This is a genomic window from Ketogulonicigenium vulgare WSH-001, assembly GCF_000223375.1.
Lineage (GTDB): Bacteria > Pseudomonadota > Alphaproteobacteria > Rhodobacterales > Rhodobacteraceae > Ketogulonicigenium > Ketogulonicigenium vulgare.
This window is the reverse complement of sequence record NC_017384.1, coordinates 1,459,829-1,484,250: the sequence shown is the minus strand read 5'-3', so window position 1 is coordinate 1,484,250 and position 24,422 is coordinate 1,459,829. Positions and strand designations below refer to the sequence as shown.

24 protein-coding genes are annotated in these 24,422 nt (G+C 60.9%); 9 read left to right on the top strand and 15 right to left on the bottom strand.

Going from position 1 to position 24,422, the window contains the following annotated elements; genetic code table 11:
• The first annotated feature begins 100 nt into the window (after positions 1–100).
• Positions 101–1,747 (top strand): GMC oxidoreductase, encoded by a 1,647-nt coding sequence (locus KVU_RS07260; protein ID WP_044008054.1) that lies wholly within the window; start codon positions 101–103, stop codon positions 1,745–1,747.
• Positions 1,748–1,782: 35 nt separating this feature from the next.
• On the opposite strand, the gene KVU_RS07255 is transcribed toward KVU_RS07260, so the two are convergent.
• From KVU_RS07255 to KVU_RS07205, 11 genes are all read right to left on the bottom strand, one after another.
• Positions 1,783–2,562, bottom strand: coding sequence for a sugar phosphate isomerase/epimerase family protein (locus KVU_RS07255; RefSeq protein WP_013384702.1), 780 nt, complete (start codon positions 2,560–2,562; stop codon positions 1,783–1,785).
• A complete protein-coding gene (locus KVU_RS07250; protein WP_013384701.1) occupies positions 2,562–3,623 on the bottom strand; it encodes an ABC transporter ATP-binding protein in 1,062 nt (353 codons plus the stop codon). Before KVU_RS07250 ends, KVU_RS07255 begins: the two co-directional genes overlap by 1 nt.
• A 3-nt stretch (positions 3,624–3,626) precedes the next feature.
• Complete coding sequence (locus tag KVU_RS07245; RefSeq protein WP_013384700.1) at positions 3,627–4,520, bottom strand: carbohydrate ABC transporter permease; 894 nt, start codon at positions 4,518–4,520, stop codon at positions 3,627–3,629.
• Positions 4,520–5,410, bottom strand: coding sequence for a carbohydrate ABC transporter permease (locus KVU_RS07240; protein ID WP_014537830.1), 891 nt, complete (start codon positions 5,408–5,410; stop codon positions 4,520–4,522). Before KVU_RS07240 ends, KVU_RS07245 begins: the two co-directional genes overlap by 1 nt.
• Before the next feature lie 84 nt (positions 5,411–5,494).
• Entirely contained in the window at positions 5,495–6,202 is a 708-nt protein-coding gene (locus KVU_RS16400; RefSeq protein ID WP_338033843.1) for an extracellular solute-binding protein, read from the bottom strand.
• 14 nt (positions 6,203–6,216) lie between these two features.
• On the bottom strand, positions 6,217–6,717 hold the full coding sequence (locus KVU_RS16395; RefSeq protein ID WP_044008053.1) for an extracellular solute-binding protein: 501 nt from the start codon (positions 6,715–6,717) through the stop codon (positions 6,217–6,219).
• 212 nt (positions 6,718–6,929) lie between these two features.
• Complete coding sequence (locus KVU_RS07225) at positions 6,930–7,136, bottom strand: hypothetical protein (protein WP_013384696.1); 207 nt, start codon at positions 7,134–7,136, stop codon at positions 6,930–6,932.
• Positions 7,129–8,586, bottom strand: coding sequence for an amidase (locus KVU_RS07220; RefSeq protein WP_236953062.1), 1,458 nt, complete (start codon positions 8,584–8,586; stop codon positions 7,129–7,131). The genes KVU_RS07225 and KVU_RS07220 overlap by 8 nt, the downstream gene beginning before the upstream one ends.
• Positions 8,583–10,031, bottom strand: coding sequence for an MFS transporter (locus KVU_RS07215; RefSeq protein ID WP_013384694.1), 1,449 nt, complete (start codon positions 10,029–10,031; stop codon positions 8,583–8,585). Before KVU_RS07215 ends, KVU_RS07220 begins: the two co-directional genes overlap by 4 nt.
• Positions 10,032–10,045: 14 nt before the next feature.
• Positions 10,046–10,993, bottom strand: a complete 948-nt coding sequence (locus KVU_RS07210; RefSeq protein ID WP_013384693.1) for a polysaccharide deacetylase family protein — start codon at positions 10,991–10,993, stop codon at positions 10,046–10,048.
• The gene (locus KVU_RS07205; protein ID WP_013384692.1) at positions 10,990–11,865 is read right to left on the bottom strand and encodes a polysaccharide deacetylase family protein; all 876 of its coding nucleotides are present in this window, start codon (positions 11,863–11,865) and stop codon (positions 10,990–10,992) included. Before KVU_RS07205 ends, KVU_RS07210 begins: the two co-directional genes overlap by 4 nt.
• A gap of 237 nt (positions 11,866–12,102) precedes the next feature.
• Between KVU_RS07205 and KVU_RS07200 the strand changes: the two genes are divergently transcribed.
• Complete coding sequence (locus tag KVU_RS07200) at positions 12,103–13,200, top strand: GlxA family transcriptional regulator (protein ID WP_236953061.1); 1,098 nt, start codon at positions 12,103–12,105, stop codon at positions 13,198–13,200.
• Between the two features lie 122 nt (positions 13,201–13,322).
• Positions 13,323–14,216, top strand: a complete 894-nt coding sequence (locus KVU_RS07195; RefSeq protein ID WP_197504066.1) for an MBL fold metallo-hydrolase — start codon at positions 13,323–13,325, stop codon at positions 14,214–14,216.
• A gap of 157 nt (positions 14,217–14,373) precedes the next feature.
• On the opposite strand, the gene KVU_RS07190 is transcribed toward KVU_RS07195, so the two are convergent.
• Positions 14,374–15,252, bottom strand: coding sequence for a helix-turn-helix domain-containing protein (locus KVU_RS07190; RefSeq protein ID WP_013384690.1), 879 nt, complete (start codon positions 15,250–15,252; stop codon positions 14,374–14,376).
• A 166-nt stretch (positions 15,253–15,418) separates the two neighbouring features.
• On the opposite strand from KVU_RS07190, the gene KVU_RS07185 reads away from it, so the two are divergent.
• The 6 genes from KVU_RS07185 (at position 15,419) to KVU_RS07160 (ending at position 21,453) form a co-directional block, all read left to right on the top strand.
• The gene (locus tag KVU_RS07185) at positions 15,419–16,642 is read left to right on the top strand and encodes an amino acid ABC transporter substrate-binding protein (RefSeq protein ID WP_013384689.1); all 1,224 of its coding nucleotides are present in this window, start codon (positions 15,419–15,421) and stop codon (positions 16,640–16,642) included.
• Positions 16,643–16,741: 99 nt separating this feature from the next.
• Positions 16,742–17,617, top strand: coding sequence for a branched-chain amino acid ABC transporter permease (locus KVU_RS07180; protein WP_013384688.1), 876 nt, complete (start codon positions 16,742–16,744; stop codon positions 17,615–17,617).
• The gene (locus KVU_RS07175) at positions 17,614–18,540 is read left to right on the top strand and encodes a branched-chain amino acid ABC transporter permease (protein ID WP_013384687.1); all 927 of its coding nucleotides are present in this window, start codon (positions 17,614–17,616) and stop codon (positions 18,538–18,540) included. The genes KVU_RS07180 and KVU_RS07175 overlap by 4 nt, the downstream gene beginning before the upstream one ends.
• On the top strand, positions 18,537–19,265 hold the full coding sequence (locus KVU_RS07170) for an ABC transporter ATP-binding protein (protein ID WP_013384686.1): 729 nt from the start codon (positions 18,537–18,539) through the stop codon (positions 19,263–19,265). The genes KVU_RS07175 and KVU_RS07170 overlap by 4 nt, the downstream gene beginning before the upstream one ends.
• Positions 19,258–19,974, top strand: coding sequence for an ABC transporter ATP-binding protein (locus KVU_RS07165; RefSeq protein ID WP_013384685.1), 717 nt, complete (start codon positions 19,258–19,260; stop codon positions 19,972–19,974). The genes KVU_RS07170 and KVU_RS07165 overlap by 8 nt, the downstream gene beginning before the upstream one ends.
• 27 nt (positions 19,975–20,001) lie before the next feature.
• Positions 20,002–21,453 carry an aldehyde dehydrogenase gene (locus KVU_RS07160; RefSeq protein WP_013384684.1) on the top strand — a complete coding sequence of 484 codons (1,452 nt, stop codon included), beginning with the start codon at positions 20,002–20,004 and terminating at the stop codon, positions 21,451–21,453.
• A gap of 996 nt (positions 21,454–22,449) precedes the next feature.
• On the opposite strand, the gene cas2 is transcribed toward KVU_RS07160, so the two are convergent.
• Genes cas2 through cas4 form a run of 3 tightly spaced genes read right to left on the bottom strand, consistent with a single transcriptional unit; the run spans position 22,450 to position 24,420 of the window.
• On the bottom strand, positions 22,450–22,740 hold the full coding sequence (gene cas2, locus KVU_RS07155; RefSeq protein WP_013384683.1) for a CRISPR-associated endonuclease Cas2: 291 nt from the start codon (positions 22,738–22,740) through the stop codon (positions 22,450–22,452).
• Positions 22,741–22,744: 4 nt separating this feature from the next.
• A complete protein-coding gene (gene cas1c, locus KVU_RS07150; RefSeq protein ID WP_013384682.1) occupies positions 22,745–23,779 on the bottom strand; it encodes a type I-C CRISPR-associated endonuclease Cas1c in 1,035 nt (344 codons plus the stop codon).
• Entirely contained in the window at positions 23,776–24,420 is a 645-nt protein-coding gene (cas4, locus tag KVU_RS07145) for a CRISPR-associated protein Cas4 (RefSeq protein WP_013384681.1), read from the bottom strand. The genes cas1c and cas4 overlap by 4 nt, the downstream gene beginning before the upstream one ends.
• Between the last annotated feature and the right edge of the window lie 2 nt (positions 24,421–24,422).

The following is a 24,422-nucleotide window of genomic DNA, read 5'->3' as shown; positions in this document are numbered from 1 at the left end:
GCGGCGGGTGACAGACTTGTCCGCAATAGGGCGATCACGCTTGCCCTGAATGAAACTTATGTTTCAATCTGCTGTATTGATTGACGGTGGAGCTGAAAAAATGAGTCTTGGGCAATATGATGCAATCGTGGTTGGATCGGGCCCGTCGGGGGCCTTTGCCGCGCGCACATTGACCGCGCAAGGGTTGAATGTCGTCCTGCTCGAGGCCGGGCCGCGTGTGTCGCAGGACGACCTCGATAAGCGCATCCATGTGCGCCAAACGCCGGTGAATATTATGGAACGCGCGATGGCCACATTGCGCGGTCAAGCGCGCCAGGCCAGAACCACATTCTTCAACGGTCGGCTGCGCGATTTCTATGTGAACGACCGCAAAAACCCCTATACGACGCCGTCCGACGCGCCCTTTTTATGGAGCCGCGGCCGACAAATGGGCGGTCGTTCGCATATGTTCGGCCGCGTCCTGCTGCGCTGGTCGGATGACGATTTCAAAAGCGCAAGCCTGCATGATAGCGGCGTCGACTGGCCTTTGTCCTATGCCGATATCGCGCCCTATTATGACGAGGTCGAAGCCGTCATGAACCTTTATGGTCAGACGGATAATATCCCGACGCTGCCTGATGGACGGTATGCGCATAAGGCCCGCCTGACACCCGCCGAGCAGCAGTTCAAAGCCGATGTCGAAGCGCGCTGGCCCGAGCGCAAGGTCGTGCCATGGCGCTATGTTGCCGCTGCCGCCGCGCCCGAGCGTGCCTTTCGCCCCCTGGTCGAGGCCGCAGCCAGCGGGCGGCTGACCATTCGCTATAATACGATCGTGCGGCGCGTGCTGACCAATGCGGCGGGCACACGTGCAACCGGGGTAGAGGTGGTCGACCGTCTGAGCCATCAGCCCGAGACCATCAATGCGCAGGGAGTTTTCCTTTGTGCATCGCCCATCGAGACGATCCGCGTGATGCTGAACTCTAAATCCGCCGCGCATCCGGGCGGGATTGGCAATGGCCATGATCAGGTCGGGCGCTATTTCATGGATCAGCTGCCTATGGTCGCAATGGGCGCTTATCCGAAAGGACGCGGCTCGGTCACGGCAGATGATGCGCCCGAGGATGCGTTCTACCGACCGTCTGGCGGCATTTTTATTCCGCGCTTTGCGGGCGCGGACGGACGTGCGACCAGCGATTACGATTATCAAGGCTCGGTGGGGCGCGGCCCCGCAGGGCCGGACGATCCGGCGCGCATCTCGTTTTTTGGTTTTGGCATCATGCAGCCCGATGCAGACAACCGTGTCACGCTGAACCCGCGTCGCAAAGATGCATGGGGCGTGCCTGCGGCGCATATCCGTTGTAAAATGGGCGAACAGGATCGCCAGACCCTGACGGCGCAAATCGCGACCTTGACGGAAATCATGCAGGCCGCAGGCGTGGATATCGAATTTACGGGCTCGCCGATGGGGCTGAAAGAATACGGCCGGGGTGCCTATCCTAACGAGGATCTCATCAGCCGCACGCTGTTCCGCATGTTCTTTACCAAAGCGATGATCATGGGCGCTGCGATTCACGAAACGGGCGGCGCGCGGATGGGCACGGATGAGGCGAGCTCTGTTGTGAATGCCGACAGTCAGGTCTGGGGTATTCCCAATCTCTATATCGGGGACGCCAGCGTCTTTGCCTCTAGCGGCACCACAGGCACGACATTGACGATCATGGCCCTTGCAGCCCGCGCGGGGCGGCACTTTGCGGGGCAGATGGGCTGATAGAATGAAAAAGGGGGCGAAGACGCCCCCTTTTGTTATTTTGCGATCTCGGTTTGGGCTAGGCGCTGCAGGCTGGCCATGGCGCGTGTCGCAAACCGGCGCCAGTCATTGGGCAGGTCATGTTCGACCACCATCAGACGGCTGCCCGCGGCGCAGGACAAGGGCCAGAGCCTGTCCCAGTCCATCACGCCATGCCCCAGATCGGCAAAGCCCTTTTCGTCCAGACATTCGCCGGCGGGGGCGATATCCTTGACATGCACGGCAGGAATGCGGCCGGCATATTTGTCCAACCATTCTGCCGGGTCCTGCCCCGCAACGGCGATCCAAGCCAGATCAGGCTCGAAGGCCACTTTCTCGCCCAAAAGATGCGTGATGGGAAAGCTGCCGTCGGGCAGGGGTTCCATCTCGAACTCGTGGTTGTGATAGGCAAAGGTCAGACCCCGCGCGGCCATCTCGTCCGAGATCTGTTCAAGGCGCGCGCCGATGGCTTGCCAGCCCTCGCGCGTGGTGGGCCGGTCCTCGGGCTCGATCCACGGCACAACCACAAGCCACATCCCGTATTTCTTGGCGATGCCCGCAACAAGATCGGGGCCATCGTCGAACATGCTCAGTTTGAAATGGCCGCTTTCGGCGGTCATGCCATAGTGCTGCATCAGGGCGATTTGGGCGTCGATCGCGTCGTGGTTTTCGGGCGGTGCAAAGAAGAAGGGCTGCACATCGGTGTAACCCAATGTGCCAAGCAGTGCGAACTGGGCGTCCAAATCGCCCGCGCGCGAGGAGAACAATTGGAACGAATATTGGTTCGAGGGCAGCATTAAAGACGGGCCCCCGTCTCGCCATCGAACAGCGAAATGTCGGCGATGGCGAATGCGGGATAGACGGTATCGCCTTCGGCGACGCGCGCCTCGCCGTCCAGCCGGACCGTCAGATCCGTACCCATGAATGGCACCCAGATCACGGTATCGGCGCCCATCGGCTCGACCACGCTGATTTTGCCCGCCGTGCCGGTCGCAGCAAGGTTCACCTTTTCAGGGCGAACGCCCAAGGTGACTGGCCCGGACTTTGCCGCAGCGGCAAAGGGATAGGCGCTGACATCCAGCAGCTCGCCCGTCGCCGCGCGGAAGGTCGCCCCCTCCAGCGTACCCTCGATAAAGTTCATGCGCGGCGAGCCGAGGAAGCTGGCGACGAATTTATTCGCGGGTGTGTGATAGACTTCGGCAGGGGTGCCAAGTTGCTGAATGACGCCGCCATTCATCACGGCGATACGGTCGGCCAGGGTCATCGCTTCGACCTGATCGTGCGTCACGTAGACGATGGTCGCATTCAGTTGCTTGTGCAGACGCTTGATTTCGATCCGCAGGTCGTTGCGCAGCTGGGCATCCAGGTTTGACAGCGGTTCATCGAACAAGAAGACGCCGACATCGCGCACCAATGCGCGGCCAATGGCGACGCGCTGGCGCTGACCGCCGGAAAGCTGCGCCGGGCGGCGAGCCAGCAAATGGTCCAGCTGCAAGACTTTGGCCGTGCGTGCAATGCGGGCTTCGATCTCGGACTTTGACACCCGCGCCGTTTCCAGCGCGAAGGCCAGATTCTGGCGCACAGTCATTTTTGGATAAAGCGCATAGGATTGGAACACCATGCCGATACCGCGGTCTTTGGGCTCGGCCCAAGTGACGTTCTGGCCGCCAATTTCGATGCTTCCTTCGGCAACATCATTGAAGCCGGCAATCGCATTGAGCAGCGTCGATTTCCCGCAGCCCGACGGGCCAAGCAGGACGACGAACTCGCCCCCTGCGATGTCGAGGTTCAGGTTCGAAAGCACGCGCAGGTTGGCATAGTCGATACAAAGGTTGGAGATGCGGACGGGGGCTTTCATAGGTTATCCTTTCACGGCGCCTGCCGTCACACCGCGCTCGAACCAGCGGCCGGACAGGAAATAGACAATCATGGGAACTGCGGCGGTCAAAATGGTGGCGGCCATGTTCACGTTGTAAAAACGCTCGCCCGTTTCCGAGCCACCGATGTTGTTAAGCTGCACCGTCATCGGTCGGTTTTCGGTACCGCCAAACACAAGGCCGATGATGTAATCGTTCCAGATGCCAGTCAGCTGCAAGATGACGGCAACGATCAGCATGGGACCCGACATCGGCAGCACGATCTTGCGGAAAATGCGCAGGAAGCCAGCGCCGTCGATGCGCGCGGCCGAGATCAGCTCTTGCGGCAGTGTGGCGTAATAGTTGCGGAACAGCATCGTGGTGATCGGCAGGCCAAAGATGATATGCACCAGACAGATCGAGGCAAATGTATTGTAGATCTGCAGCGCGGCCATCGCGCGCACCATCGGATACAGAAAGACCTGATAGGGGATAAACGCGCCCAGCATCAGCAATGTGAACAGCACTGTCATGCCGCGCACTTTCCAAAAGCTGAGGGTATAGCCGAAGAACGCGCCAAACAGCACCGAGACGCTGACCGATACGGCCGAGATGCGCAGGGAATTCCAAAAGCCGGCGGACACGCCCGAACAGTCGATGCCGGTGCAGGTCTCGCTCCACGCGGCCTTCCACGCGGCAAAGGTTATATCCTGCGGCCAAGCCAAGATTTGACCAAGGCGGATTTCCGGCATGGTTTTCAATGATGTGGTCAGCATGACATAGAAGGGCAGCAGGTAGAACAGTGCCATCGCGATCAGCACAGCATAGATGCCGATCCGACCAAGCGTCAGGCGCCGCGGTTTTGGCCCTTGCTGCGGGACGGCAGATACGGTGTTCATCAGTGGCCTCCTTTACGGGCGCGCACATGTTGCAGGTACATCCACGGTGCCAGCGCGGCGAGGACGGCAACCAGCATCGAGACCGAAGCCGCCGAGGCCAGCCCGATATTGTAGCGCGAGAAATAGTAATCCATGGCAAAGCGCGCGGGCACGTCGGATGCGTGGCCCGGTCCGCCATTCGTGGTTGCGACCACAAGGTCATAGGCTTTGACAACCGAAAGCGACAAAAGGAACGCAGATGTACCGATGGCGGGGGTCAGCATCGGCAGCACGACCCGCAGATAGACACGCCAAGCCGGAATGCCGTCAATGCGGCTGGCTTTCCAGATGTCTTGGTCGACACCGCGCAGCGCAGCCAAAATGATAACCATCATCAGCCCGCTGCCTTGCCACACACCGGCCAGCACCACCGCATAGATCGCGGTTTCGGGTCGGACCGTCCAGTCAAAGCGGAAGCTTTCCCACCCCATCGCCTGCACATAGGTCTGCAGGCCAAGGCCGGGGTTCATCAGCCATTGCCAAGCGAGGCCCGCAACGATGAACGACATCGCATGCGGCAGCATATAGATGGTGCGCAACAGGTTCTCGCCGCGCACCTTCTGGTCGATCAAGATGGCCATGACCAATCCGATCAACAGCGATATCCCGACAAATAGGACTCCGAAAACGGCGATGTTATTCAGCGCCGACAGCCAGCGTTCGTTCTGGAAAAGCTCGACATACTGCCGCAGGCCGACAAAGGTGTTCGAGGGCAGGATCTTGCTATTGGTCAGCGAGATCCAGACGCTCCAAAGGGCGGCCCCCATGAAGATTGACAGAACAATGAGCCACAGGATTCCATTGGATATGGCTGCGGGTGAGATCGCGTTGCGCTTTCTAGCGGGCGACATGCGGACTCCATAAAGTAGGGGCAAGAGCGGCCACGAAAAAGGTGCAAGCACGAGAGGCTTGCACCACATAATTTTAGAGAGCGATCAGTTGGGATACTGCGCGTTTGTGCTTTTCAACTGGGCGCGGAACTGCTCGGCGGTCATGCTGGGGGTGTTCCAGAAGCCGGTGATCAGATCGCGCACAGCCAAATTGCGCTCGGGCGAGTTATAGTAGGACGGCCAAGGGGTCGCCCCGCCTTCGGTGCCGACAAAGGCGACAGCTTTGGCCAAACAGCTATTCAGCGCCGAAGTGTCGACATCGGTGCGTACCGGGACCGAGCCTTTTACGCTGTTAAAATTGATCTGTCCCTCGAGCGAGATGGCGGTCGCGGCCAGCAGATCTTGCGCCTGCATCAGTTCGGCATCGCCCGAGGTCGGGAAGACCAATGCGTCCGAACCCATGACCATGACATGCGAGGCAAAGCCGATGTTGCATTCGTAATCGGTACCAGCCACCAGTCCAGCCGAGGTGAAGGCCGCATTCGCCCAGTCACCGTTCAGAATGAAGCCCGCATCGCCGTTGATCACAAGGTTCGCGGTATCTGTCCAGTTACGGCCCGGCATGCCCGGATCGGTATAGCCACGCAGACGGGCATAGGCCTCGGTTGCGGCGACGAATTCGGGGCTGTCGATCGCTGCGCCATCATGGTCGCGGATGAACTGCTGGTAAAGGGGCAGGCCGCCCGAAGCCAGCAGGACCTCGTTGAAGACGAATTCTTCAAAGAAGGCGATCCCGGTCTGGGCGAAGGGGATTTTACCCGCCGCTTTCAGTGCATCCAGCGCCGCGAAAAGCTGTCGAGGTCGGTCGGATACTCGGTGACGCCTGCCTCGGCCAGTGCTTTGTTCGAGGCAAAGACCCAGTTGACGCTTTGTACGTTCAGCGGAATGCCGTAATATTCGTCTTCGTATTTCAGGCCAGCTTGGAACACGGTCGGGATCGTCGCATCAAGGTCAAGGCCCTCGACCTCGATCGGGCGCAAAAGACCTTGTTCTGCCATCGTCAGAATCTCGCCGCCGACCGACAGGCGGAAGGCTGCCGGAGGCGTGCCGCCCACGATACGGTTCACGGCCGTTGCGGTCGCGTTGCTGGGGCCGGCGACAGGCACATCAACCCATGTGCCGCCATTGGCGGCGAACACGTCAGCCAGCGCCTGCACGGCCGCCGCTTCGGTGCCCGTCGTCCACGAATGGACGACGTCGGCCTGCTGTTGCGCAAACGCCGGCGTGGCAAGGACAGTCGTCAGAAGAAGTAGAAAGCGAGCATTCATTTGTTTGTTCCTGTTGGTGGGGATGGCTGCTTGACGCAAAGGTGTTGCAGCCGATCTTCTTGTATTAAACAGTTGTTTTAAACAAAGTTATGGAGGGGAAATTTATACTGTCAACTGGCACGCGCGTGCAGATGCAAAACTTTGGTCGGTAATCGGCACGCGGGGACGGCATTCGTATAAAAACACGGCAGTTTATGTATGCGCGACCCGAATCACAGGTCGTCACGCTTGGCCCATAGCGGCGCATCCGCCTTTTGCCCGCGCGGAACCGCGCGGCCTGCGTGCATTGCCCGCAGCATCGCCGCGCCCATCCCATCGGAAAAAGCGGCGCTGGCGAACGGCACGGGCCGGCTGTGCAATTGTATCAGAAGGGCGGCTTGGTCTGCCGCATCCTTGGGCTTGGTCTGGTCATCAGACATGGGTCGATCCTTTGCCCTCGTTTTGCAGCATGGTCTGCTCTAGCTGATGGGCGGCGCGCAAAAGCAGGTGTTCTTGGTGAAAGCCCGCCGCAAGTTGCACGGCGAGGGGCAGGCCGTCAGGCGCGGCGCCGACCGGCAAAGACAGCGCGGGATGCCCGGTGAGGGAAAACGGGCTGCCCGCCGATGCGGTGGTAAAGGCCCGCACCCGGGCATCGTCGGTAATCTGCGGCGCGGCGAAAGGCGTCATCGGCAGCAGCAACAGATCGACCGTGCCAAACAGCGCGTCGGTTGCGATGACAAGGCGGCGGCGCTCGCGCAGGGCGGCCAGATAGTCGGCCGCGCGCATATACATGCCGGTTTCCAGTTTTTCCCGCAGCGCCGCCCCCATCAGGTCGCGGTGCATCAGATAATCGCTTTCGTGGATCGAAAAGCTTTCCGACCAGTTGATCGGCGTGGCGACCTCGCGGTAACGGCTGGGCGGCAGCGGCATCTTCAGGGGCTGCACAGTGGCGCCGAGCGCCCTCAACATATCGGCGGCCTTGGCCAAGGCTCCCGATATTTCAGGCGAAGACGGCGCGTGATCGTCAAGCGCGCCAATCAGCCCGACCCTCAGGCCGGCGATGGATTGGTTGAGCCCCGCAGCGGTGCGGATGAAATCCGTTGTCAGGCTGACCGGATCAGCGGCATCATGACCCGCGATCGCATCATAGACGATCGCCGCATCTTCTACTGTCCAGGTCATCGGCCCCGGCGTGTCAAAGGACCAGCAGTTCGGCATGATACCCGCGCGGCTGATCCGCCCGAAGGTTGGTTTCAGGCCTACGATGCCGCATCCTGCCGCCGGCAGACGCACCGATCCGCCTGAATCCGTTCCGATCGAGAAAGACGCACTGCCCGCCGCGACCGCTGCGGCCGAGCCAGAGGACGAGCCGCCAGTATAATGGGCGGGGTTCCACGGATTGCGTGCTGGCGGCGTTGGCAGATCGAAACTGACGGCGCTATTGCCGGTGCCATATTCCCAGGTGTTCGCCTTGCCGATCAGGATCGCACCCGCAGCGCGCAGGCGCGCGACAATGGCGCTGTCGGCGGTCACGGGGGGCTGTGGAACGCGGGACGCCGCGGTTGTGGCAAAGCCAAGGGCGTCCATATTGTCCTTGACCGCGAACGGGACACCATCCAGCGGCCCACGCGCGGCCCCTGCCTTGCGGCGCTTATCTGAGGCCTCGGCCGCGGCAAGGGCGGCATCCGCATCATGCCGTAAATAGGCGTGGATATGGCTTTCGGTCTGTTCCAACCGGGTCAATGTCGCCTGGACAAGCGTACGGGCATCCAGCGCGCCCGCTGTCATCGCCCGTGCCGCATCGGCAAGCGATAGGTCTGTCGGGCCCGGTCCCAATTGCTGCGGGTCCGCGCGGCGACGAGGGGCGAAGTCAGACTTAACAATGTTCACGATACTTTGCCTTTTACGGGCGTGGCGCCATGGCTGGCGGCTTTTTGAGGGGGACGGCGGGCGGCTTCCGCTCCGTCGTCTGTGGCGAGACAGAAATAAAAGATCAGCGCAGAGGCTGCGGTGATGGCGCATAGGATCAGCATGGCGCACGAAATTGCCTCATGCTGCACCTCTAGGCCAAGCGCCGTCATCTGCGCGACAGCGACAGCCGCCAGCGAGATCCCAAGGGCCATCGAGAGCTGTTGCCCCACGCCGCCAAATGCCGTTGCCGCACTTTGTCTGTCTTTGGGGATATCGGCGTATAGCAATGTGTTCACGGTGTTGAACTGCAGCGAGCGGGCGACACCATAGGCCAGAACCACCACCAACAGCAGCCACATCGGCGTATTGGGCGTGAACAAGGCCATCACACCGGAAAGCAGCGCGCCCGCAAGGCCGTTCAGTACCAGCGTCCAGCGAAAGCCCAGCCGACCCAGCACGCGCGGCATGATGGGCTTTAGCACCAGCGAGCCTGCCGAGACCGCAAAGACGATGCTGCCGGCTTTCAGTGCGCTCCAGTTGAAGCCCAGTTGCAGCTGCAATTGCAGCAAAAATGGGGTCGCATTCAGCCCGATGCGCGACAGCGATCCCGCCAGAATGCCGGTGCGGAACAACCGCTCTCGCAGCAAAGACAGCTCGAGCGCAGGGCGCGCTATGCGGCGTGCATGAAGAATATAGGCCATCAGGCCAGCCACGCCCAAAACCCATAGCACCGGGGCGAATTGCGGCGGTACGATCGGATGGACGATCTGGTCGATGCTCAGTTGCAGGGCGCCCAAGACCAAGGCGCATAGCAGGAAGCCGGCGGTGTCAAAGGCGCGGCGTGCCTCTTGCTGGCTACGTGGCAGCAAGCGCAGGCAGACAAAGATCCCGATGATCCCGATAGGCAGTGAGATCAAGAAAATCCAGCGCCACGACGCATAGGTGACCAAGGCACCCCCGATCAGCGGCCCCAGCACCGGGCCGATCATGACGGGCATGGACATCCACATGATCGCGGTGCTCAGCTGTGTCTTTGGCACCGCGCGGATCAGCAGCAAGCGCCCCGTGGGGGTCATCAACCCGCCGGCGATGCCCTGGGCGATGCGGGTCGCGATCAGGCTTTGCAGGTTCTGCGCCATCGCCGAACCCAGCGACGCAAGAACAAACCCGCCCATCGCCATCAAAAACACCCGCCGCGCGCCAAAGCGGTCCGCCAGCCAACTGCTGGCGGGAATGGTCGCTGCAACCGCCATCAGATAAACCGAGACGGCCATATTGGCGCGCAGAGGGTCGACACCAAAATCGCGGGCGATCGCGGGCAATGCCGCAACGAGGATGGTCCCGTCAATCGCCTCGATCAAGAACGCGATCGAGATGACAAGCGCGATCGACAGCACTTGCCGCTCATCGTTGGATTTTTCCATGCCGATGCTGCCGTCTATTCGGCCGGGTGGGTCGGCAGCATGGCACCGCGAATATCGGCAATCGTCACGGGCCGGGTTGCGGGGTCTGCCACTAGCGTTTGCAGCAGTTTTTCAAGCGCCGCGATACGATAGGGCTGTCCCATGACCCAAGGCGAGAGGTTGATCGTCAGCAGGCGATGCTGACCTGTCTCGGTTTCGCTTTGCAACTGACGATGCGCGCGCAGAATCTGATCGTTGAAATCGGCCACGGTGTTGCCGCGCTCGATCAAAATGGCGCGATCGGACAGATCATAGGCGCCGGGCAGCGACAGAATTTGGCCGGCGGGCGTTTCGAACGGATAGGGCAGCTCGTCATTGGGCCAATCGGCCATTTCCGTGATGCCCGCCTCGACCAGCAATTGGGCGGTATGATGCGATTGCGACCACGAGGGCGAATGCCACGCCCGGGGCGACAGTTCGAAGGATTTAAAAATATCCAACGTTTCCAAGATCACGGCGCGCTCTGCCGCGATGTCCAACCCGGCGTGATGGATCGTACCTGCATCCAGGCTTGCGGCAGCAATCTCATAACCTTCGGCGATGATGTCGCGCATCAGCATCGGATAGCGCTGTGCGAGGCGGGCGTTCACAAAGGCCGTCGGCGTGATGCCCGCTGCCTTGAACGCATCCATCAGCCGATAGATGCCAATGCGATTTCCGTAATCGCGCTGGGTATAGGTTTGCGTGTCCGGATAGGGGCGGGCTGGCGCACCGATGGGCAGAAAGGGCTTTTTGGCAATATCAAGCGGGAACCACTCGACCGCCAATTGCACCCACAGGCCGATCCGCTGCTGGCCTGGCCAGCGCAGAACGGGCTGTGTCAGGCTGTTGCGCCAGTCGTAAAGGTTGTGATCCATTTTTGCATGTTGGCGCAGCGGATAATCGGTATAGCCGGGCGGAACGGGTTGCAGGTTCGCGCTCATGCGCTCTCCTCCAGACTGGCGAGCCACGTGTTCACGCGGTCGTAATGGTGGGTGTAATAGTAATCAGCAATCTCGCGCGCGGTCGGATACCAGACCTGATCGTGGCTTTTCACGTAATCCAGAAATTCGGTCAGAACCGAGATCCGATGCGGCTGTCCCAACAAAAAGGGATGCGTGGCAAAGCACATGACATTGGGATTGCCTGCGCCTTCGGCATAAAGGCGATCGAACTGCGCCTTTAGACTGTCCAGCATCGCAGTGGGGGATGCATTTTGCCAGTTCACCATCGGCACGTCATTCATTTCGATCGAATAAGGCACCGAGATCAGGCGGCCGTTGCGGACTTTCACCGGCATCGGCTGGTCGTCGTGGAAATAGTCCAACGTATAGCGCACGCCTTCCTCGGCCAGCAGATCCTGCGTCGCAAGGCTGGGCGTGATCGCGGGTGTCAGCCAGCCATCCAAAGTCTGTCCGACACGCGCCAGCGACTCGCGGCTATCGCGGATAACCTGCCGCTGCTGATCCTCGGTCATACCGTAGAAATAGCGTGTGTTGTAAACGCCGTGGCTGAACATCTCCCAGCCCAAATCATTGCATTGCGCGATAATGTCGGGGAAATGTTCAATCACCGCGACCGAAAGCGAAACCGAGCCGCGGATGCCACGGTCGGCCATCACACGGGCCATGCGTTCGAAACCGACCCGATTGCCATAATCGCGCCAGCCGTAATTCAGCACATCAGGCTGCACGCGCGCATAGGGGCTGCGGTTGGGGTTCACGGGCGGATCGAGTTCGTAATGCTCGATATTCGGCGCAACCCAAAACGCCATGCGTGCATTGCCGGGCCAGTGCAGGCGCGGGCGTCCGCGCATCGGGGCGAACCTGTATTGGCCGGTGTCCGAGCGCATCGGAGACGAAGTGTTTGTGGACTGGGGCATGGCAGATCGCGAACTGTTGATTAAAACAAGTGTTTTGTATTCGCCAACCCACGATAGCGACAAGGGTTCAGCGCTTGTTTGGGAAATAAAACGCGTCAGATGTATAAAATTCGGGCAGATTGACGCGTGGCGCTGCAAACCGCGACTCTCGGCTGTGCGTAGGGCGCCCCGATGGCACAGGCTGCCTTGACCGCCGGCTGCGAGGCTGCACAACGGCGGCCATTATTGAACGCCGCCCGGGCTAGATACTCCGCCGCAGCTGCGCCATTAGGAGGGGCTATCGGCATCGTTCGGGGTGAAATTGACATGTCTCAAAATGAGGTTCTTGAAGTCGGGTTGCTGATCTATCCCGGCGTCCAGATGGCATCGGTTCTTGGAATGACCGACCTTTTCGAGATGGCGAACCACGTCAATGGCAAGGATGCGGCAAAAACCATCCGGATCAGCCACTGGAAGACGACGGAGGATGATGGCGCGCCGGCCCGCGTCTTTGACAGCTTCCCCTTGGCTGAAAGTGAGCCTGCGGTGCTGGTCGTTCCACCCGCATTCGGGGTACCGATCACGCCCGAGGTCGCACAAGTCTATGCCCCTTGGCTCAGGCAGCGCCATGGGGGCGGAACGGCTTTGGGTTCGGTCTGCACGGGATCGTTCCTTTTGGCTGAGACGGGTTTGCTTGATGGGCGACGGATAACGACCCACTGGACTGTCGATGCATATCTGCGTGCGCGATTTCCAAAAGTTGCGCTTGATGCCGATCAGGTCATCGTCGAGGACGGCGACATTATGACCGGAGGCGGCGCCATGTCCTGGATCGACCTTGGCCTGCGGATCGTGGATCGGCTACTTGGTCCCGCCATAATGGCCGAGACAGCCAGATCGCTGTTGGTCGATCCCCCGCACCGTGAGCAGCGCTACTCCAGCACTTTTGCGCCGCGCCTGAATCACGGTGACGCTGCCATTTTGAAGGTGCAGCACTGGCTGCAGGCGACTAGCGCAAAGGAAGGCGACGTGGAGCGGCTGGCAAATGTTGCGGGCCTTGAAGGTCGGACCTTTCTGCGGCGGTTTAAGAAGGCCACCGGGCTGACCACCACTGAATATTTCCAGCGTATCCGCGTTGGCAGGGCGCAGGAGTTGTTGCAGGCGGGCAGCCAATCGATCGACCAGATTGCTTGGGACGTGGGCTATAGCGACCCCGGCGCTTTCAGGAAGGTGTTCACCCGCATCATCGGATTGTCGCCCGGCGATTACCGCAAACGCTTGCGCACATGATGGTCCCCGTTGTGGCGAGATCGCCCCGTAGTTTGTCGGTTGCGCCACCTGCCGCGTCGGTTTTTGTCAATTAAGTCATGGCGGGCTTCGAACAGTGAAGCAGCAAAAAGGTTATGACCCACATGGATAGTGACGAACCCACCGCTCTGTCGCGACGACAACTTCTTGCAGCCAGCGGCGGCGCAATTGCAGCCACCTCCTTGACAACGATCTCTCCTCTCATGGCGAATACGACGATGACAAAAAAACCGGTGCAGATCACCCAAGTCCGCAACGCGACGCTGGTGGTCGAATATGCTAACACAAAGTTCCTTATCGACCCGCTCTTCGCGGCACAGGGAGCATTCCCCGGCTTTGCCGGGTCCGCCAGTAGCCAACTCGCCAATCCGCTTGTTCCGCTTCCTATTGCGCAAGAGCAGCTGATTGCCGTGGATGCCGTGATCGTCACCCATCTTCACGAGGATCATTGGGACGCAGCCGCCAGCGCCGCGCTTCCAAAAGACATGCCGCTGTTTGCCCAGAACGAGGAAGACGCGGACAAAATCCGCAATGAAGGTTTCACCGATGTTCGGGTGCTGACCCAGCAGTCGCAATTCAATGGTATTGGTCTTTGCAAAACCGGCGGTCAGCACGGAACAGACGCGACGCTGGACGTCATTCCCCTTGGTGAAGTCTGTGGCGTTGTCTTCAGCCATCCGCAATACGCGACCCTTTATATCGCGGGCGACACGATCTGGAACGACCACGTGCAGACAGCGATCGACAGTCACCAGCCCGACGCTATCGTTCTGAACATCGGCAATGCGGTGTTCATGGGCTATGATCCCATCATCATGGGGTTGGAGGACGCCGTTGCCGTCCACCGCGCCGCGCCCAATGCCATATTGATCGCAAGCCATATGGAGGCGATCAACCATTGCATCCTGAGCCGTCAGACCCTGTACGATTATGCAAAAGCGAATGGCTTTGACACCCGCCTGCTGATCCCTGCGGATGGCGAAACTGTAAGCGTCTAACGCAAGGCCATGGTGTGCCACTGCCGAGGGTGGCCCGCCGGCCGGGTCCAGCGCTGGGCGGTATCGCCACATGAAAAGCGAAGGGTGGTCATTCGCGCAGTTTTGCGGCGGCGCGGCGTGCCTTTCAAATCATGTCGCGCGGTATTTCACGGAAGGTCTATGGCCAGGCTGCCCAGGCCTGGCCAGAGGTCACCTCGCGGTAGAGGCCGTTGCGGTAGTCCCGTGGAGAATATCCAGATATGCGTTTGAAAAAACGCGAGAAATAGGCCGGATCTGGAAATCCGAGGCTGGCTGAAATCTCGGCGATCTGCATGGCCGATGTCTCCAGCATCTGGCAGGCCTCGGCATGTAGGCGGGTGTGGATGATCGCCAGAGGCGGCTGACCTGTGTCGCGCTGCACGGTGCTGGTCAGACGATCAATGCTGACGCCCAGATAGCGGGCATAATCCGATACGCGCCAATGCGCCCGCATATGCTGATCGACCAGCCGCAAAAATTCGCTGAAAATCACGCGCGGGGCGGGGCGTGCCGCAATCGGGCGCAGATCCGATCCGCGCCACAGCAATATGGCAAGGATCGACAGGTGATGCCGGATCATCTCCTGCATACCGGCCTCGCTGCGCTGCAATTCCTCGGCCATCAATGCCATCAGCCCGATCAGCCGCGCCGCCATTTCGCGGCTGATTTTGCGGCCGAACTGGGGGCGCTGTGCAAAGCGGCGCATATCCTCGGCGATATTTCCCGCCAGATCGACCTGTAAAATCGCGCGGTCGCTGATGGCCAGCCACGCGCCCTTGCTGCCCGCATCCAGACTGAGCTGCGCCGGTGCGCCCGCCGGCACCCAGACCAGGCCGGGCGCGGCCAACAGATGGCTCTCGCCCTTGTAGGTGATACTGCCCGTGCCCGCGCTGAGGACAAAGATACGGTTGCGGCGGCCCAGCATACGCCATGCCGCGGTATCGAGTGTGGTCGCAATGACCTGCGCCGCAACCTCTTGCAGCATGTCCAGATGACTATGGGTTGGGCGCAAGGTCATGATCCCTCCAACGTAATTGCCGCAAAAGTACCAGAAACTCCGAAATTTGTATATTATGATCGTGGTTTTGATCGTGTAGCCTGCGGATCGGTGGGGCGCGTTCGAGGAGGGATGCGCCGCGACCGGTGGCTTTACGGGCAAGCCCCGTGGCTGAGGGAGGGATATCATGATCATGTTTTCGCGCAGGCTTGCCCTGCGCTCTTTTGGTGCGACCATCGCCGTCGCTGCGGCGATGACGGGCTTTTCCGCATCGGCGCAACAAACATCCATCAAGATCGGCTATGCGGTTTCGCTGACTGGCGGCAATGCCGGCGGGGCAGGGATCACAACCTTGCCCAATTATCGCCTGTGGGTCAGCGAAGTGAATGCGGCGGGCGGGCTGGAACTGCCCGACGGCACGCGCTTGCCGATTGAGGTGGTCGAATATGACGACCGATCCTCGACCGAGGAAGTGGTCCGCGCGATCGAGCGTCTGGCGACGCAGGACCAAGTGGATTTCATCCTCTCGCCCTGGGGTACGGGGTTCAACCTTGCGGTGGCGCCGCTGCTGGATCGGTTTGGCTATCCGCAACTGGCCTCGGCCTCGGTCACGGATCGTGCCGATGAATTCGCGCAGCGCTGGCCGCGCAGCTTTTGGTTGCTGGGCGGCGGCGCGGATTACGCGGGCGGATTGGCCGATGTGCTGGCGACTGCCACCGCCTCGGGCGTGATGAACGGCGATGTCGCCATTATCTCGGTTGCGGATGGGTTTGGGATCGATCTGATCAATGCCGCGCGGCCCGCTTTTGCGGCCGCCGGTCTGAATATCGTGATGGACCGCACCTATCCGCCCGGCACCACAGATTTCTCGCCGATGCTGAACGAGGCGAAATCCTCGAGCGCGACGGCCTTTGTCGCCTTTTCCTATCCGCCCGACACCTTTGCGCTGACGCAGCAGGCACAGGTCGCGGATTATAATCCGGCGGTGTTCTATCTGGGCGTCGGCGCGCCGTTCCCGACCTATCTGGGCGCAAACGGGGCGAATGCTGAGGGGGTCATGAGCCTTGGCGGTATCGACACGTCGAATGCGGCGATGATGGATTACCGCGCGCGGCACGAGGCCTTTGCCGGCCAGCCGCCCGATTCATGGGCCTCGATGATCACCTATGCCGGCCTCGAGATCTTGCAAGAGGCGATCAAGCGCGCGGGCCTTGATCGCGATGCGGTCTCGGCTGAAATCGCATCCGGCAGCTTCACCACGATCCTGGGCGAGACGCAGCTGCAGAACAATCAACTGCGTGACCTGTGGCTGACAGGTCAATGGCAGGACGGCACCTTCGTCGCCATTGAACCCACCGATCGCCCCGGTGCAAGCGCCGCGATCGTGCCAAAGCAACCCTGGGCCAACTAGGCCCGTCCCCTTCCGGCGCGTCCGGAAGGGGCACCTAATTTTGCGAGTTCGCGACGCTATGAAAATTCTGACAGACCGCGCGTGCGGCCGGGGGGCGATATGCTTTTGACCGCGCTGATTTCGGGCCTTGTGCTGGGGGGAACCTATGCGCTGGTGGCGATGGGGCTGACGCTGCAATACGGCATTTCGCGCATCATGAACCTTGCCTATGGCGAGTTCGTGATCTTCGCTGCCTTTTGCGCTTTCGTGCTGTTCACGGCTTATGGCATCAGCCCGCTGGTCGGTATGTTGCTGGTGCTGCCTGCGGCTTTTGTTGTCGGCTATGTCCTTTATGGCGTGATGATGCAGCCATTGGTCAAACGATCAGGCAAGACCGGTGCGCTGGATGTGGATGCGATCCTTGCGACCTTTGGGCTGATGTTCGTCGTTCAAGGCGTGATGCTGGTGACGTTCGGCGCGAATTACACCAGCTATAGCTATATGAATTTCGGGGTGAATATTCTGGGGGCAAGCATCGCGGCCAATCGGCTTCTGGCCTTTGTGCTGGCTGTTGTGATCGGCGGCGCGCTTTATATGGTACTTGCGCGCACGCGCTGGGGCACAGCGATCCGCGCGGTGGCGGTTGCGCCTGAAGCCGCCCCGCTGGTCGGGATCAATGTGAACCATATGGCGCGCCTTGCCTTTGCGCTGGGGATGGTGCTGGCGGCGGCGGGCGGGATCATGATCTCGATGTACCAAACGTTCAACGCCTCGATGGGGGTGGTTTTCGCGATGAAGGCGCTGATCATCGTCATTATGGGCGGGCAGGGCAACCTGCTTGGCGCGCTGGTCGCGGGGCTGATGCTGGGCCTCGTCGAGACATTCGTTGCGACCTATATCGACCCGGGCCTGACCCTTGCCGCGACCTATGCGATCTTTCTGGCCGTGCTTCTGTGGCGCCCCTCGGGCCTGTTCGGCAAAGGGGGCCGGGCATGAGCGCGCGCACCCTGACCGGCCTTGGACTGGCCGCCCTTGCGCTGGTCATGCTGGCGTGGTTGCCCAGCCAGCTTGATGCCTATGGTGTGGGGCTGCTGCTGGGGATGACAGGCTATGTCACTCTGGCGACCGCCTGGGCGCTGTTTTCGGGGCCGACGCGGTATATCTCGCTGGCCACCGTCGCGTTTTTCGGGATCGGCGCCTATACCGTCGCCGTCCTGTCCGAGGCGATGCCCTATCCGATGGTGCTGATCACCGCCGCACTGGTGGGGGGTGCTGTGGCGCTGGTCGTGGGGCTGGCAACGCTGCGCCTTGCAGGCGTCTATTTCGTGATCTTTTCCTTTGGCCTTGCCGAACTCGTCCGGCAATTGGTCACCTGGTACGAGGTGAATGTCACCGGCACGCTGGGCCGCTATATCTTTTTGCCGATCACAGCGCAGCAGATCTATTGGCAGCTTTTGGCGCTGTGTGCGCTGACCTTTCTGATCGGCTGGCTGATCGCACGCTCGCGCCTCGGTCTTGCGCTGCGGGTAATCGGGGATGATGAGGCGGTGGCGGCGCATACGGGCATCAATATCGCAGGCGCAAAACTGGCGCTGTTTGTCATCTCGGCCACGCTGATCACGCTGGTCGGCGCGATCCAGGCGCCGCGCTGGACCTATGTCGAGCCTGCGATGGTGTTCAATCCGACAACATCTTTCCTGACGGTGATCATGGCGCTGCTAGGTGGGGCGCATCGTCTGTGGGGGCCGATCTTGGGCGCGATCCCGTTGTTTTTGCTGTTCGAATGGCTTAGCGCGAATTTCCCGAACCATTATGCGATCATTCTGGGCCTATTGTTCATCACGATCGTCTTTTTGGTGCCCAAAGGCGTGCTGGCGCTGGTCGAGAGCGCCTTTGCGCGCCGCAGGAGGCTGCAATGACCGTGCTGCTGCAAGTCGATGGATTAAAGAAACAATTCGGCGGTCTGATGGCGGTGAATGATCTGTCCTTTACCGTGGCCGAGGGCGAGATTCTGGCGCTGCTGGGCCCCAATGGTTCGGGCAAGACGACGGTGATGAATCTGATCTCTGGCGCGCTGCCGGCGACGGCGGGTCGTATACAGTTGGACGGGGTGCAAATCTCGGGCCTGCCTGCGCATCGCATTGCGCGGCTGGGGGTGGCGCGGACATTTCAACTGGTGCGCATCCTGCCATCCCTGACGGTGGCCGAAAATGTCATTGCCGCGCTCGCGTTTCGCGCGCAGCCCCTATGGGGCGATGATGCGGCCCGCGCGGCAGAGGCCTTGCTGGCCGAGGTTGGCCTAGCGGGACGGGGCGGCGAATATGCGGCCGATCTGACCTATATCGATCAGAAACGGATGGAGCTGGCCCGTGCCCTTGGCGCCGCGCCAAAGTTGCTGCTGCTCGACGAATGGCTGTCCGGTCTGAACCCGACCGAGCTGCGTGTCGGCATCGCGCTGATCCTGTCGCTAAAGGCGCGGGGGATGACCATCATGCTGGTGGAACATATCATGGAAGCCGTGCGGGCGCTGTGCCCGCGCACGGTGGTGATGAACGCAGGGCGCAAGATCGCCGATGGCCCCACAAACGATGTGCTGGCTGATCCTGCCGTCGTCGCGGCCTATCTGGGGGGTGTTGATGCTTAAGATCGCAAACCTGTCCCTGCGCTATGGCCGTCATTTGGCGCTGCAGTGCGTGAATGTGGCCGTGGCACGGGGCGAGACGGTCGTGATCCTTGGCGCGAACGGGGCGGGGAAATCCTCGGCGCTAAAGGCTGTGGGCGGCATTGTGCGGCCCGATGCAGGCAGCGTGGTCACTTTGGACGATGTGCCGCTGTTGGGCGCGCCTGCGCATCAGATCGTGGATCGCGGCCTTGCGCTGGTGCCCGAGGGGAGGGGCGTGTTCGCGGATCTGACAGTGGCGGAAAACCTGCTGCTGGGGGCCAATCCCAAACGCGCCCGCGCGGGTGAGGGGGCGCGGCGGGATTTCGTCTATACCCTGTTCCCGCGCCTTGCCGAACGGCGCCGCCAAACCGTGCGCACCATGTCGGGCGGCGAGCAGCAGATGGTTGCCATTGGGCGCGCCTTGATGAGCAATCCCGATTATCTGCTGCTGGACGAGCCTAGCCTCGGCCTTGCGCCGATTGTGGTGGCAGAGTTGTTCGCGGCCCTGCGGCGCGTGAAAGAGACCGGCGTTGCCATCTTGCTGGTCGAGCAGAATGTCGCCCTGTCGCTATCGCTGGCGGATCGCGGCTATCTGATGGAGGCAGGCCGCATCGTCGGCGAAGGCACCGCCGATACACTGCGCAACGATCCCGCCGTGCAAAACGCATTTCTAGGCGGCAGCGCGGCCTGATGTATTTTCGATAAAGGAGACGATCCGATGGACCTGCTTGGCCTGCTTATCAATAATGAAACCCTGCCCGCCTCGGGCGGCAAGACCTTTACCCGCAAGAACCCGATCAGCGGAGAGGTCGCAACCGAAGCCGCCGCCGCAACCACCGATGATGCGCAGCGTGCAGCCGATGCTGCTGCGGCGGCCTTTCCCGAATGGTCGCGCTCTAGCCCCAAGACCCGGCGCACCGTGCTGCTGAAGGCGGCTGATATGCTCGAGGCGAACGGCCCGCAGTTTGTCGCCGCGATGGGGGCTGAAATCGGCGCGACGGCGGGGTGGGCGATGTTCAACGTGACCCTTGCCGCCGATATGCTGCGCGAGGCGGCCAGTCTTGTCACGCAGATCAAAGGCGAAATCATCCCCTCGAACCGCCCCGGCAGCACGGCAATGGCGGTGCGGCAGCCTGCGGGTGTTGTTCTGGCGATGGCGCCGTGGAATGCGCCGGTGATTTTGGGCGTGCGCGCGCTGGCGACACCACTCGCCTGCGGCAATACCGTCGTCATGAAAACATCCGAGCTTTGCCCCCGCACGCATCATCTGATCGTCTCTAGCCTGCTGCAGGCGGGCTTGCCTGCGGGGGTGTTGAACGCCGTATCGAACGCGCCCGAGGATGCCGCCGAAATTGTCGAGGCCCTGATCGCCCATCCCGCCGTGCGCCGTGTCAATTTCACCGGATCGACCCGTGTTGGCCGTATTATTGCTGAAAAAGCAGGGCGTTACCTAAAACCCGCGCTGCTAGAGCTGGGCGGCAAAGCGCCGTTTGTCGTGTTGGACGACGCCGATCTGGACGAGGCCGTCGCAGCGGCCGCCTTTGGCGCCTATATGAACCAGGGTCAGATTTGCATGTCGACCGAGCGCATCGTCGTGATGGAGAGCGTCGCCGACGCTTTCGTCGAAAAGCTGGCGGTCAAAGCGCGCACTCTGATCGCGGGCGACCCGCGCGAGGGGAAAACACCGCTGGGGTCAGTCGTCGATGTCAGCGCGGCTCAGCGGATCGAGCAGTTGATCAAGGACGCCACCAGCAAAGGCGCTGTTCTTGCAGCAGGTGGCCGGATTGATGGCACATTGATGGATGCCGCGCTGCTGGATCACGTCTCGCCCGCGATGCGGATCTACGGCGAGGAATCCTTTGGCCCGGTCGTCACCGTCGTGCGTGTCGGCAGTATTGATGAGGCCGTCCGCGTCGCCAATGACACCGAATACGGGCTGTCATCCGCGGTCTTTGGCGGCGATGTGAACCGAGCGCTTGCCGTCGCGCGCCGGATCGAGAGCGGCATTTGCCATGTGAACGGCCCGACCGTCCACGACGAGGCCCAGATGCCCTTTGGCGGTACAAAAGCCTCGGGCTATGGCAGGTTCGGCGGCAATTGGGGCATCCATGAATTTACCGAACTGCGTTGGATCACTGTGCAAGATGGGCATATCCATTACCCGATCTAGCGCAGCAGCCCGCAGGCAAGCAGCCTCGCCGACCCCCCCACAATTCTCGCTGTGCTTTGTGCGGTGAAGTGAAGTGGCAGATAGCCTTTCAAATGAAAGAGTGAAAATCCCCTTCCTTAAGCAGATCTTTCTATCCCCGCTCCCGTGGGGGGAGCGACCGTCCCGCCTGTCGTCTGCGCCGCGCCTGCTGGGGTTTCTATCCACGCTCCCGTGGGGGGAGCGACGTTGCGCGCCCCCGGAGGATCTGGGTCATAGCGTAGTTTCTATCCACGCTCCCGTGGGGGGAGCGACGTCCTGATAGGGTGTCGCTACGCGCCATTGGTCGCTGTTTCTATCCACGCTCCCGTGGGGGAGCGACCGCGCGCTGGATTGGAGGGACGCGAGGACGGCATCGTTTCTATCCACGCTCCCGTGGGGGGAGCGACGTTCCACGCTGCGGTGGAGTTTTACCGGAAGCAGTTTCTATCCACGCTCCCGTGGGGGGAGCGACCAGCCCGCCCTTAGAGGCGGGTTTTTTTATGGGAGTTTCTATCCACGCTCCCGTGGGGGGAGCGACAGGTGTCGCGTTTCGATACCACCATCTACAATGAGTTTCTATCCACGCTCCCGTGGGGGGAGCGACCATCATTCAGATGTGGACGCCCGCACGCCAACTGGTTCTATCCACGCTCCCGTGGGGGGAGCGACGTCATTGTAGATGCTCTCCAAGTCGGAGTGACAGTGTTTCTATCCACGCTCCCGTGGGGGGAGCGACCATCGCGGCTGGCCCACTTCGCGGTTGGATCGGGGTTTCTATCCACGCTCCCGTGGGGGGAGCGACTCCGGTGGGTATATCTTTTTGAAATGGAAAGAAAAAGATTTGGGAGAATGCGAGCGTTGTTGCTTTTTGGAGCATATTCGCTGGCCGGCTGAAGCTGCCGCTATATGTCTCTTTATAAACAGCAGGTTAGGGCGCTGCGAACAGATGGGGGTTGGCCGACACGCTTTGGGTTCGCATCATATGATCAGTGGACCGTTCAGATCCTTCGCGGGCTTGGCGCCGACGTGTTCGATCCGGCGCTCCCAGTTTGTTCCTAGGAAGTAATAGCGCAGACTGTCGGTCTTCGCATCAATAATACTCTCCAGCCTTGCGCGTAGCTTTGTCCATTGTGCGGGGTCTAGTTCAATTTCAAAGACAGAAAACTGGACTCGCTGGCCCCAGTCTTCGCAGGCGCGTGCGACCTGGCGCAGGCGTTTTTTGCCCCCATCGGATAGTGTATTGACGTCATAGGTGACAAGAACCAGCATCGTGCTAACTCCAGAACCATGGCGGATAGGCTTCGATATCGCCGCGCAGATGACGCGCCAGCATCTGGGCCTGAAGATAAGGCACAAGCCCAAACGGAGCCTTTTCATTCAGAAAGGGATGGAGGCGCTCTTCCTTCTTCCGCTCTTGCCAAGCAGTCAGCACCGTTTTGCGCGCCTCGTCCGTCAAGAGCACCGCCCCGTTATCCATTTGCCGAAAATCGCCAGCGCGCAACTGGCGCCGGTTCACCAGCGACAAGGCGAGCCGGTCGGCAAGGGGCGCGCGTAGCTCCTCCATCAGGTCAAGGGCCAATGATGGCCGACCGGGACGATCACGGTGTAAAAAGCCGACCGCAGGGTCAAGGCCAACGGCCTCGCAGGCGGATCGGCAGTCATGGGTTAAAAGAGTGTAAAGGAAAGACAAAAGTGCATTCATCGGATCTAGCGGCGGGCGGCGCGATCGGCCCGTCCAGTGCAGCGTAGCATCGGGACTGCGGATTAAGTGGTTAAATACGCCGAAATAAAGCGTGGCAGCCTCGCCCTCTGCGCCGCGCAACAGATCGATGCTGTCGTCTTTCACCTGCACGCGGCGTAAGATCATCTCGATGCGGTCGCTGGCGCGCTCGAGCGCGTCACGCACCGGAGCGGCCATCTCGTCGCCATAGTCGCGCAGGCCCCGGCGGATCACCGCCCGTTGGTTGGCGAGCTTACCCAATACGATCGAGCGCACCACATCGACGGCATCATCTGCCGTACGATATTGGGCGCGGCGTAACAGCACATTGCCAGACACCGGCCCCTCGATCCGGGCTTGGAACCGGCCAATGCGATCCATCAAAGCGATGGTGATGCCGCGCTCGGCGCAGGTGCCGATCAATGCTGGCGAGACAAAGATCGGACCAAACGTGACGACAGAGGCTACCATATGGAGGGGCACACGGGCTTTTTCGCTGCCCTCGATTTCGGCGACAAGGTTCTCGCCGTCTTTCTTCAGTGCGGCGCCTTCGGTGGTGACATAGACGGTGTTTAAAAGCTTTTTCATTCCGATATGTCCTTTAGCGACCGTGCCAGCATCTGGTCGCGCCAGGCCAGCACCGGGCGCGCATAGGTTTCGGGGCGGCAGGCCTCATGCAAGGAACAGGCACGGCAGCGGCTTTTATGCGCGGTTGGTGCGGGGGTGATGCGGCTTGCGAGTATATCGGCCAAGGATTGCGCCGCGTTTTGGGTCAGAGCGCGCAGCTCTGTATCAAACGGAACCGTAACGCGGCGCTTGGTATGCGCGTAAAACAGCGCGCCCTCGGGCACCGGCTGGCCGGTCATCTCCTCAAGACAGAGGGCCTGCGCACATAGCTGGACCTCATCGGCGCGGTGCAATTTGGGTTTGCCGCGTTTGTATTCGACCGGAAAGGCGACTTCGCCCGCTGGACCTGGGATGAATTCAACGAGATCCGCCGTGCCAATAAGATTTAGCCGCGCGGACGCCAGCGGCAATGACATAACCCGCCTTACACCGCGGGCCCGCCTTGCGCCGCCCTTATCGGCAACAGCGTGCAACACATCGCCTTCGGCCGTAAACCGGTTCGCGACCCAGAGGCGTTCAAGATGGATGAGTGCCGCCTGCCTTAGGCAATACACCGCATGTTGCAGGGCCGAGAGAGGGATTGCATCCTCCTCGGCCCCCATCG

Bases quoted from the DNA above. Each gene is read 5' to 3' on its own strand.
- KVU_RS07175 (WP_013384687.1), top strand. From the start codon at position 17,614: ATGAGCGCGCGCACCCTGACCGGCCTTGGACTGGCCGCCCTTGCGCTG.
- KVU_RS07190 (WP_013384690.1), bottom strand. From the start codon at position 15,252: ATGACCTTGCGCCCAACCCATAGTCATCTGGACATGCTGCAAGAGGTT.
- KVU_RS07240 (WP_014537830.1), bottom strand. From the start codon at position 5,410: ATGTCGCCCGCTAGAAAGCGCAACGCGATCTCACCCGCAGCCATATCC.
- KVU_RS07165 (WP_013384685.1), top strand. From the start codon at position 19,258: ATGCTTAAGATCGCAAACCTGTCCCTGCGCTATGGCCGTCATTTGGCG.
- KVU_RS07245 (WP_013384700.1), bottom strand. From the start codon at position 4,520: ATGAACACCGTATCTGCCGTCCCGCAGCAAGGGCCAAAACCGCGGCGC.
- KVU_RS07160 (WP_013384684.1), top strand. From the start codon at position 20,002: ATGGACCTGCTTGGCCTGCTTATCAATAATGAAACCCTGCCCGCCTCG.
- KVU_RS07210 (WP_013384693.1), bottom strand. From the start codon at position 10,993: ATGAGCGCGAACCTGCAACCCGTTCCGCCCGGCTATACCGATTATCCG.
- cas4 (WP_013384681.1), bottom strand. From the start codon at position 24,420: ATGGGGGCCGAGGAGGATGCAATCCCTCTCTCGGCCCTGCAACATGCG.
- KVU_RS07250 (WP_013384701.1), bottom strand. From the start codon at position 3,623: ATGAAAGCCCCCGTCCGCATCTCCAACCTTTGTATCGACTATGCCAAC.
- KVU_RS07215 (WP_013384694.1), bottom strand. From the start codon at position 10,031: ATGGAAAAATCCAACGATGAGCGGCAAGTGCTGTCGATCGCGCTTGTC.
- KVU_RS07255 (WP_013384702.1), bottom strand. From the start codon at position 2,562: ATGCTGCCCTCGAACCAATATTCGTTCCAATTGTTCTCCTCGCGCGCG.
- KVU_RS07185 (WP_013384689.1), top strand. From the start codon at position 15,419: ATGATCATGTTTTCGCGCAGGCTTGCCCTGCGCTCTTTTGGTGCGACC.
- KVU_RS16395 (WP_044008053.1), bottom strand. From the start codon at position 6,717: ATGAATGCTCGCTTTCTACTTCTTCTGACGACTGTCCTTGCCACGCCG.
- KVU_RS07205 (WP_013384692.1), bottom strand. From the start codon at position 11,865: ATGCGCGGACGCCCGCGCCTGCACTGGCCCGGCAATGCACGCATGGCG.
- KVU_RS07170 (WP_013384686.1), top strand. From the start codon at position 18,537: ATGACCGTGCTGCTGCAAGTCGATGGATTAAAGAAACAATTCGGCGGT.
- cas1c (WP_013384682.1), bottom strand. From the start codon at position 23,779: ATGAAAAAGCTTTTAAACACCGTCTATGTCACCACCGAAGGCGCCGCA.
- KVU_RS07200 (WP_236953061.1), top strand. From the start codon at position 12,103: ATGGCACAGGCTGCCTTGACCGCCGGCTGCGAGGCTGCACAACGGCGG.
- KVU_RS07225 (WP_013384696.1), bottom strand. From the start codon at position 7,136: ATGTCTGATGACCAGACCAAGCCCAAGGATGCGGCAGACCAAGCCGCC.
- KVU_RS07180 (WP_013384688.1), top strand. From the start codon at position 16,742: ATGCTTTTGACCGCGCTGATTTCGGGCCTTGTGCTGGGGGGAACCTAT.
- cas2 (WP_013384683.1), bottom strand. From the start codon at position 22,740: ATGCTGGTTCTTGTCACCTATGACGTCAATACACTATCCGATGGGGGC.
- KVU_RS07195 (WP_197504066.1), top strand. From the start codon at position 13,323: ATGGATAGTGACGAACCCACCGCTCTGTCGCGACGACAACTTCTTGCA.
- KVU_RS07260 (WP_044008054.1), top strand. From the start codon at position 101: ATGAGTCTTGGGCAATATGATGCAATCGTGGTTGGATCGGGCCCGTCG.